Consider the following 9,290-nt stretch of genomic DNA (forward strand, 5'->3'; position numbering starts at 1 on the left):
AGCGCGGCGCCCATCTTGCCCGCGCCGACCAGCGCGAGCGAATCCGCCGCGCTCATCAGGCTTCGCCGCGCGTGTCGAGCATGGCGCCTTCGAGCGCTTCGCCGGCGCTCTTGCCGGCCCAGACGACAAATTGGAACGCCTGGTAATAGCGTTCGCAGGCGTCGACGGCGGCGGCGAGCGCCGCCTCGCATTGCGCGTCATTCGGCTCGGCGCCGCCGGCCAGCAGGATGGCGTGGCGGAACATCACCACGCCGTCCTTCGACCAGACGTCGAAATGGCCGATCCACATCTGTTCGTTGATGCGCGCCACCAGGGCTCCGGCCTCGCCGCGACGGCGCTCCGGCACCTTGAGATCGAAGGCGCAGGCCAGATGCAGCGCCTCGCATTGCGGCAGCCAGGTGAAGGCGATGTTGTAATCGGCCCAGGAGCCGTTGACGCAGATGGAGATTTCGTCGGGATCGTCGCGGTCGAAGGACCAGTCTTTCAGCGTCGCGATCCGCTCGACGACGTCGACCGGATGCTCCACCCGTTCATTCAGTTCAATTCCAGACAGCAGCATCGATCGGTCCTGAGCGCGCGCAGCGCGACGAAGAGACGGAAACGCGGCGGGAACTCCCGTTCGAGAACGCCTGCGCAAAAACGCGCGCAAGCTCTGGATTTCCGATCGACCGATGGCGGCCGAATCACCGGACAAATTCACTATAGTCAGAATTGCCCGGCGACGGAATCCTGTCCGCGCCCACAAGCAAACTGCTGGATTCGCGCGGAATCGTCCACCGGACCGAGGGCGGCGTCCACAGTTAAAGGAAAATTCATTCCTTATTCGGCGCTTCCGCGAGTTTGGCTTCGAGTTCGGCGATGCGGCGCTCCAGCGCGTCATTGGCGTTGCGCGCGGCGACCGCCATGTCGCGCACGGCCTCGAATTCCTCGCGGCTGACGACGTCCATGCTCGCCAGCAAACGCTCGACCTGGGCCTTGATGGCGGCCTCTGCCTCGCGGCCGAGACTGCGCGCGGCGCCGGCGGCGTCGGTGAACAGGCGCGACATATCGTCGAAGAAACGGTTGGGCGACGCGGTCATCTTGAGCCTCCGGCTAGCTTTCCGAGGCAACAGATGGGCGTGATCGCGGGCGTGCGCAAGAATTTTGTTGAAGGGCTTTTACAGAAAGCCGCTATGGAAAGGCTTGAAGGCCGTCGCGCGGCGCTTTACTCGGACGAAAAGCTCACGGAACGCCGCAATGCCGCTTTTCATGCTGAATTATCCGATGATCGATCCGGTCATGGTCAATCTGGGCCCGTTCCCGGTGCGCTGGTACGCCATGGGCTATATTGTCTCGCTGGTGCTGGGCTGGCTGATCGCGATGCGGCTGACGCGCAGCGAAACGCTGTGGGGCGCCGTGAAACATCCGGCGCCGGACCGGCTCGACGATCTGCTGGTCTTTGTCGCCTTCGGCGCCGTTCTGGGCGGCCGCACCGGCTATGTCCTGTTCTACAACCTGCCGTTCTTTCTCCAGAATCCGCTGGAGATTCCCGCGGTCTGGAAGGGCGGCATGTCCTTTCACGGCGGGCTCGCCGGCGCGACTTTGGGCGCCTGGCTTTATGCGCGGCGCGAGAAGATCGCGTTCCTCACCGCCGGCGATATTTGCAGCGCGGTGGCGCCGCTCGGCCTGTTCCTGGTGCGCATCGCCAATTTCATCAAGCCCGAACTGTGGGGCCGCCCGACCGATGTCCCGTGGGCGATGGTTTTTCCCGGCGCCGGGCCCGAGCCGCGCCATCCCAGCCAGCTTTATGAGGCTGGCCTCGAAGGCCTTGCGCTCGGCCTGATCGTCGCTCTCGCGGTGCGGATGGGGGCGTTCCGCCGGCCCGGCTTGACCTCGGGTCTTTTCATCGGGTTTTATGGGCTGGCGCGCATTTTCTGTGAATTTTTCCGCGAGCCGGACCCGCAGCTTGGCTTCCTGTTCGGCGGCGCGACCATGGGCATGCTGCTGTCGGCGCCTCTGGTCGCGCTGGGCGGCGCGTTGGTGCTTTATTCCTTGCGCCGCGGTCCCGTCGCGGCGGAAAATCTGGCGGCGGAGGGGTCATGACGGACACGCAGGACGGCGCGCCGCAAGAGGGCGGCCAAGAAAATTCGCGCGGCCAAGAAAACTCGCGCAGCCTGAAGGACGATCTCCGCGAGATCATCGCCGACGAGGGGCCGATCTCGATCGAGCGCTTCATGGCTTTGGCGCTCACCCATCCGACCAAGGGCTATTACACCACGCGCAATCCCTTCGGCGTGGAGGGCGATTTCGTCACCGCGCCGGAAATCTCGCAAATGTTCGGCGAACTGATCGGGCTGTGGGCGGCGGAAATGTGGAGCCAGATCGGCGCTCCCGCCCGGGTGCGGCTGGTGGAGCTAGGGCCGGGACGCGGCGTCTTGATGGCCGACGCTTTGCGCGCCGCCCGCGCCGCGCCCGAATTTTTCCAGGCGCTGGACGTCCATCTGGTCGAGGCCAGCGATTTGCTTGCCGAGCAGCAGCGCGCGGCGCTGGCGGACAGCGGCAAGCCCGTCACCTGGCATCACAGCCTCGACGACATCCCGCCCGGCCCGGCGATCTTCATCGCCAATGAGTTTTTCGACGCGCTGCCGGTGCGCCATTACCTCAAGACGCCGAAGGGCTGGCGCGAAAGGCTGGTCGGACTCGATCCGGACGGCGAACTGGCCTTCGGCCTCAGCGAGGAGAGCGAGCCCTATATCAAGGCGCAGGCGCCGGACGGGTCGATCCTCGAAGTCGGGGCGGCGGCGCAAAGGCTCATCACCCGGATCGCCGCGCGCATCGTCAGCGAGAACGGCGCGGCGCTGGCGATCGATTACGGCTATGTCCGCACGGCTTTCGGCGAGACGCTCCAGGCGGTCAAATCGCATGTCTTTGTCGATCCGCTGGAGGATCCGGGTCAGGCCGATCTCACCACCCATGTCGATTTCTCGGCGCTCGCCCGCGCCGCCTCTGCCGCGAACGCCTTGGTTCACGGGCCGGTCGAGCAGGGCGCCTTTCTGGCCGAGCTGGGGATTTTCGAGCGCGCCGAAATGCTCAAGCGCGGCGCCTCGCCCGAACAGGCGGAGCAGATCGATTCCGCTCTGGCGCGGCTCGCCGGCGATGGCGAAAGCGAAATGGGGGCGTTGTTCAAGGTTCTGGCGGTGACCCGGCGCAGCGTCAAGGAGGCGCCGGGCTTCGCTTCGGCGCAGGCAGGTTCATGAAGGAAGAAATTTTAGGCGCCGCGCTGCGCGCGCCGTCGCTCAATAGGGCGTCGCACGCCTTTTTCACCCGGCGGGGCGGCGTGTCGCAGGGCGTCTATGCCTCGCTCAATGGCGGCGTCGGCTCGAAGGACGATCCCGGCGCGGTGGCCGAGAATCGCGCCCGGATGGCGCGCGCGCTCGGCGTAAAGCCAAGCCATTTTCTGGTGCCTTATCAGATCCATTCCGCCGAGGCGCAGGCGGTTTCGGCGCCCTGGCCGGAGGACGCGCGGCCGCGCTGCGACGGGCTCGTCACCGCGACGCCCGGCCTCGCCCTCGGCGTCACAGGGGCGGATTGCGGCGTGCTGTTGTTTGCCGATGAGACTGCGGGGGTGATCGGCGCGGCCCATTCCGGCTGGAAAGGCGCGCTGACCGGCATGGTCGAGGCCCTCGTCGCCGCCATGGAGGCATTGGGCGCGCGCAAGGCCAATATTGCCGCCGCTCTGGGGCCGACCATCGCGCAAGCCAGCTATGAAGTCGGACCGGAATTTTTCGCGCGTTTCGAGGCCGAGGACGCCGGCTTCGCACGGTTCTTCGCGCCCTCCGACAAAAAGGGCCATTATCTGTTCGACCTGCCGGACTTCATCGCCATGCGGGCCGAGCGCGCGGGCGTGGGCCGGTTCGAAAGTCTCGGCCTCGACACCTATGCCGATGAAGACCGCTTCTATTCCTATCGCCGCATGACCCATCGCGGCGAGCCGGATTACGGCCGGCTGGTCGCCGCCATCGCCTTGCCGGAATAGGGGGCGCGGAGCCACCGCCGCGTTCAGTGACCGAGATGCGCGTGGGGCGTTTCGGGCGCGTCGGGGTCGATCACCTGCACAAGACCCATCATGCCCCGGTCCTCATGTTCGAGGATGTGGCAATGATAGACGAAGGTTCCGACTTGTTCCTTGCGGTTGAAGGGAATGCGCACCGTGATGCGGCCGGGCGCGCAGTCCTTGTTGCCGATCGAACCGTCGCAATTGTCTGAGCCGCGTGGAATCGGCACGGAATCGTGCAGGTCTTCGCCCAAAGCGGCGTGGCCGTTCGCGCCGGTCTTGTCCTGATAGAACGCCTCGATGATCCCGTCCGATTTCAGGCTTTGATTCTGGCTGGAACATTTGTCCATCGTCGCCGGATCGGAGCAGGGAAAGCGGAAATAGGCGTAATTGTGCAACTGGCTGGCCTCGCCGATGCTGAAGCGGCTCTGATGGATGTGGAAATTGTGGAACTCATTGGTCCAGTTCTCGATCACCCAGGTTTCCGCGTCTTCCACGCTCCTGCTCCGTCTCACGCAAATATTGCCGAATTCGGGAAAGGCGGCGAAGGCCGGCGTGAAATTATGGGACCCGTCCGATTTGAATTTGGCCTCGCTGGCTGACTTGACCTCGTCCAGCCGGACGGCCGCGGTATCGGCCAGAGCCTGGTCCGCGTTGTCGCGGCGGAAAAAGCGATAGGCGTCATAATCGGCGGGCGTCGGCTCGCCTTCATGCGCCGGCGGAGCGCGGAGCCCGGCGACGAGTCCGAACAGGTCGGCGTTGCGATAGCCGTCGCCGTCGCCATAATTCGGATTTTTGACGAACAGGATCACGCGTTCGTTGCCGTCCAGCGGTTCGCAGGCCGCCGCCAGCGAGCCGGCTTTCGTCCCGGCCTTGGCGAGGCTGCGCACAATGGTCGGGCCGCGCGACGTGAGGTCGAATTTTTTCATCCCCGCCGGCGCCCCGGCTTGCGGGCGCATGGCCGCCCCGCTTCGCGGTTCGGCCGAAGCAGCCGCTTTTGCCGTCTGCGGCCATTTGACCGTCGCGAGAACGACGGCCGGCCAGTTGTCGCCGCCGGAATACACGCCCAGACTGACCAAAGCGAAGGCGCCGCCTTCCAGTCGCCGATCCAGTTCGATCGCAACCCGGGAGCCGGGCATCAGCAGCATTTCCTTGGCCTCGCTCTCCTGCGCCGCGGCGACTCCGTCCTTGGACAGGATGCGGAAATCAATCGGATGAACCTGATTTGACGCCAGCTTGTTCGTCGCCTCGTCGAGCGGGATGATCGCGAGACGGTAGGAGGCGGAGGGCGAGCCATTGGCGATGCGCCAGACTTCCGCCTCGTCGCGTCGCAGGTCTTGAGCGATTTCGGGCTTCTGGACGCCGTTGACCGTGAAGATCCAGCTCGTGTCGCCGCCGCCGTTGCATTCGCCATCCGGCCAAAGCGTCGTATCGCGTGAATTGTCCGATGGCGCGCACAGCGCCGGGTCGGACGAGGCGACAAAGACATAATCGCCTTTGTCGGCGTTCTTCTGGATTTGCATATCCCGGATCAGCATCAGGCGCAGGTTCGTCTTGACCGGAGCGGCGCCGGGCGCGGTCGGATGGTCGTCCGCATTTCCGACCGTGATCAGCCCCGACGTGCCGCCGGACAATTGCTTGGCGCTGTAGCCGTGCGGATGCGGGTGGAACCAGAACAGGCCGCTCGGGTGATAGCCGCTTTCGAGGGCCTGGTTGGGGATCGTGGGATCGGGCCGGTGCGGTGGGATGGCGATGTCATAATTCAGGGCGTCGGCCACGTTGTGGACATGCTGGCCGCCGGCGCCGCCGCACTGGTCGCCGTGCTGCGGGCTGGCGAGATCGAGCACATAATCGCCATAGAGCTTTTTCGCCTCGTCCTTGTAGGGACTGACCAGCAGGCCGTGGGTGTGGAGATTGGTCGACTGGCACGGCGCCCCGCCGAACGGCGCGCCATCTGGTCGCGCGGGGCTCGCCGTCGTATAATCCAGCCGGCTCGTGACCCGCGATTTGAAATGATCGCCGAAATCGAGCTCGATGCGGCCCGGCGCATAGCCCCAGACCGCGCGAAACGATGGGTTCTCGAAATCCTGAGACCGAATGCGACAACGCTGGCCGTTCTCGTCGAAAATATAAGCGGCGGTTTCGGCGGCGGGCGCCGCCGCCCAGATCGGGACGCCGTTGATCAGACGGCCGCCGACGCGAATGTCATATTGCTGAGCCGTGAAATCGACCTTGACTTCGCCAGGCGCGCGGCCGCCGTGGAGAAAACGGTGTTCGGGTTCGAAGGCGATCAGCGGCCGGTAGGGTTGGACGCCGTTCGTTGGCGTAAAGGCTTGCCAGTGCGCGTCGCAATAGCTCTGGGCTTTTTCGGGACCGGCTTCCGCGGCCGTGACGCTGAAACAGGCGATCGAAAACAACAAGGTCGAACGAAGGCCGAAGCAAACCATGACGTTCCTCCAAACAGGATATCAGAAATTGAATCAGCGTCGCCGAGAGGACTGTTTGCAGATTAAGCAAACGACCAATTCTGGCGGCTCTTAACGACGAATTCATGTACAAATTTAAGTATTATATCCAGTATAGAGCATATTATGGCTTTGTGAACCCTCTGCGGCGAAACGGAAGGCAATAACAAAGTCGGTCGGCTTTCATGTCCCGCGCGGCTTGGCCCGCGTGGTCGGCGCGGCGGCGGCCGGGTCGTCGGGCCAGGGATGGCGCGGATAACGCCCTTTCATTTCGGCCTTCACCGCCGCCCAGGAGCCCTTCCAGAAGCCCGGCAGATCGCGCGTGATCTGGATCGGACGATGGGCCGGCGATAGCAGATGCAGGGTCAGGGGAGCGCGGCCGCCGGCGAGGCTCGGATGGGTCGAAAGCCCGTAAAGCTCCTGTACGCGCACCGCCAAAACCGGGCCTTCGGCGGCCGAATAATCCAGCGCGATGGACGATCCGGCCGGGGTGAGGAAATGGGTTGGCGCCTCGTTTTCGAGCCGGCGCGCGAGATCCCAGGGAATCAGCGCGGCCAAAGCGGCGTCGAATTGCTCCGGCCCGATCTCGTCCAGTTTCTGGCAACCGAGAATGAAGGGCGCCAGCCAGTCTTCGGGATTTTGCGCCAGAGCGGCCTCATTCAAGTCCGGCCAGGGATTTTCCGCGCCTTCGCCGCTGTTGCGGGCGAAAGTCTCGCGCAGGAAAGCGATCCGCTCGCGGGTCTGCCGTTGCGCCTTGCTCCAGTTCAGCCGGTCGATCCCGAAATCCGCCGCGCCGCGCGCCAGACTTTGCGCATTGTCCGCATGGACTTCGACCGGCAGGTTTTTCTCGGCCAGAACCAGCGCGCCATAGCGCCGCGCCTCGCGCCGGCGCAGGGCGCCGCTCGCCGCGTCGAAGCGCGTTTCGTCGCGGCGCTCGATCTCTTGGCCGAACAGGGCTTCGAAATCGGCCTCGTCCAAGGTGGCGGCCGCAAGAATGCGGCTCGCGCCGGCGCGGCCGGTCACTTCCGCCACCGCCACCATCTTTTCCCGCGCCAGCGCCTGATGCGGCTCCAGGCTGGCGGCGCGGCCATTGGCCATCAGAAATTCGCCGGGTTTTCCGCGCGCGCGGGCGATACGGTCCGGAAAAGCCAGCGCGATCAGCGCGCCCGGCGCGAGCGGGCGTTTTTCTCCTTTTTCGCCAAGGCCGCGCGCGGCGTCGCGCAAAAAATGCTTCCAGCCATGGGCGAGGCGGCGGCCATCCTTGCCGCGTTGGGACTCGTCGCGCAAAAAGCGGTCGAGCCGCTCGGCGAGGTCGGGCGAATCGCCGCCGAGGCCGCGCTCTGTCAGGATCACGGCCAGTTCGCAGGCCTCTTCGCCGGCGCCCATGCTTTCGGCTTGCAGCGCCATGCGGGCGAGGCGCGGCGGCAGCGGCAATGTCCGCATGGCTTTTCCGCGCGGGGTGATGGCGCCCTCGGCGTTGAGCGCCCCGAGTTCCTGCAGCAAGGCGCGGGCTTCGGCGCAGGCGGGGCCGGGCGGCGGGTCGAGCCAGCGCAGCTCGTTGGGGTCGCGCGCGCCCCAGGCGGCGAGGTCGAGCAGCAGACCGGACAGGTCGGCGGCCAGGATTTCCGGCTGGGCGAAGGCGGGCAGGGCGCCGGTCGCGGCCTCTTCCCACAGCCGGTAACACACACCCGGCGCGGTGCGGCCCGCGCGGCCGCGCCGCTGGTCGGCGGCGGCGCGCGAGACGCGCAGGGTTTCGAGCCGGGTCAGCCCAAGTTCGGGCTCGAAACGCGGGGCGCGGACGAGGCCGCAATCGATCACCACCCGCACCCCGTCAATCGTGATCGACGTTTCGGCGATGGAGGTCGCCAGCACGATCTTGCGCCGTCCCGGAGGAGCGGGGCGGATCGCGCGATCCTGCGCCGCGCGCTCCATCGCGCCATAGAGCGGGCAAAGATTGACCGCGGGATCGCGCAGGCTCTCTTCCAGAGTCGCGGCAAGACGCCGGATTTCCGCCTGTCCGGGCAGGAAAACCAGAATCGAGCCCTGCTGTTCGGCCAAAGCCCGCCGTACGGCGCGGGCGGCGGCCTCCTCGATTCGCTCGCGCGGATCGCGGCCGAGATAGACCGTCTCGACCGGAAAGGCGCGGCCCTGCGATTCGATCGCCGGCGCATCGCCCATCAAAGCGGAGACCCGCGCGCCGTCGAGCGTCGCCGACATGACGATCAGCCGCAGGTCCGGACGGAGCGCGGCCTGGGCGTCGAGCGCCAGAGCGAGGCCCAGGTCGGCGTCGAGCGAACGCTCGTGAAATTCGTCGAACAGGACGGCCGCCACGCCGTCGAGCGAAGGATCGTCCAGAATCATGCGGGCGAAAACGCCCTCGGTCACGACTTCGATCCGCGTTTTCGGCCCGCCCAGCGTCTGCATCCGGACCTTGAGGCCGATGGTTTCCCCAAGATTTTCGCCGAGCAGGCCGGCCATGCGCTCGGCGGCGGCGCGGGCGGCGAGGCGGCGGGGCTCCAGCACGATGATCTTGCCGTCGCCGAGCCAGCGCGCGCAGACCAGGGCTTCCAGCAGCGCCAGCGGAACCCGCGTGGTCTTGCCCGCGCCGGGCGGGGCGACCAGCACAAGCTTTTGAGACTCCGCTAGAACCTCGGTCAGACGGGGCAGAACCTCGTCGATCGGAAGGGGGGCGGCGGAAGGCGGCGGCGCGGCGGAGCTCATCGCCGCCTCTTGCCAGCATTCGCCGGGCGGGGCAATCATCGGGCGATCATCCTTGGCGAAAGGCCAAGGCC

7 protein-coding genes are annotated in these 9,290 nt (G+C 66.1%); 3 read left to right on the forward strand and 4 right to left on the reverse strand.

Features of this window, described 5'->3' with window-relative positions; all coding sequences use genetic code 11:
- Positions 1–55: 55 nt before the first annotated feature.
- Both ACE3S9_RS09995 and ACE3S9_RS10000 read right to left on the reverse strand, forming a co-directional pair.
- Entirely contained in the window at positions 56–559 is a 504-nt protein-coding gene (locus tag ACE3S9_RS09995; RefSeq protein WP_374546310.1) for a YbjN domain-containing protein, read from the reverse strand.
- Positions 560–812: 253 nt separating this feature from the next.
- Positions 813–1,079 carry an accessory factor UbiK family protein gene (locus ACE3S9_RS10000; RefSeq protein WP_374546311.1) on the reverse strand — a complete coding sequence of 89 codons (267 nt, stop codon included), beginning with the start codon at positions 1,077–1,079 and terminating at the stop codon, positions 813–815.
- 157 nt (positions 1,080–1,236) lie between these two features.
- On the opposite strand from ACE3S9_RS10000, the gene lgt reads away from it, so the two are divergent.
- From lgt to pgeF, 3 genes are read left to right on the forward strand one after another with little or no spacing between them, the layout of a single operon-like run.
- On the forward strand, positions 1,237–2,082 hold the full coding sequence (gene lgt, locus ACE3S9_RS10005) for a prolipoprotein diacylglyceryl transferase (protein WP_374546312.1): 846 nt from the start codon (positions 1,237–1,239) through the stop codon (positions 2,080–2,082).
- Complete coding sequence (locus ACE3S9_RS10010) at positions 2,079–3,236, forward strand: class I SAM-dependent methyltransferase (RefSeq protein ID WP_374546313.1); 1,158 nt, start codon at positions 2,079–2,081, stop codon at positions 3,234–3,236. The genes lgt and ACE3S9_RS10010 overlap by 4 nt, the downstream gene beginning before the upstream one ends.
- On the forward strand, positions 3,233–4,015 hold the full coding sequence (gene pgeF / locus ACE3S9_RS10015; RefSeq protein WP_374546314.1) for a peptidoglycan editing factor PgeF: 783 nt from the start codon (positions 3,233–3,235) through the stop codon (positions 4,013–4,015). Before ACE3S9_RS10010 ends, pgeF begins: the two co-directional genes overlap by 4 nt.
- Before the next feature lie 23 nt (positions 4,016–4,038).
- Here the strand turns inward: pgeF and ACE3S9_RS10020 are convergent, their stop codons facing one another.
- Both ACE3S9_RS10020 and hrpB read right to left on the reverse strand, forming a co-directional pair.
- Positions 4,039–6,480, reverse strand: coding sequence for a multicopper oxidase domain-containing protein (locus tag ACE3S9_RS10020; protein ID WP_374546315.1), 2,442 nt, complete (start codon positions 6,478–6,480; stop codon positions 4,039–4,041).
- Between the two features lie 201 nt (positions 6,481–6,681).
- Complete coding sequence (hrpB, locus tag ACE3S9_RS10025; protein ID WP_374546316.1) at positions 6,682–9,219, reverse strand: ATP-dependent helicase HrpB; 2,538 nt, start codon at positions 9,217–9,219, stop codon at positions 6,682–6,684.
- Positions 9,220–9,290 lie beyond the last annotated feature (71 nt).

Source organism: Rhodoblastus sp. (assembly GCF_041915505.1).
Classification (GTDB): domain Bacteria; phylum Pseudomonadota; class Alphaproteobacteria; order Rhizobiales; family Beijerinckiaceae; genus Rhodoblastus.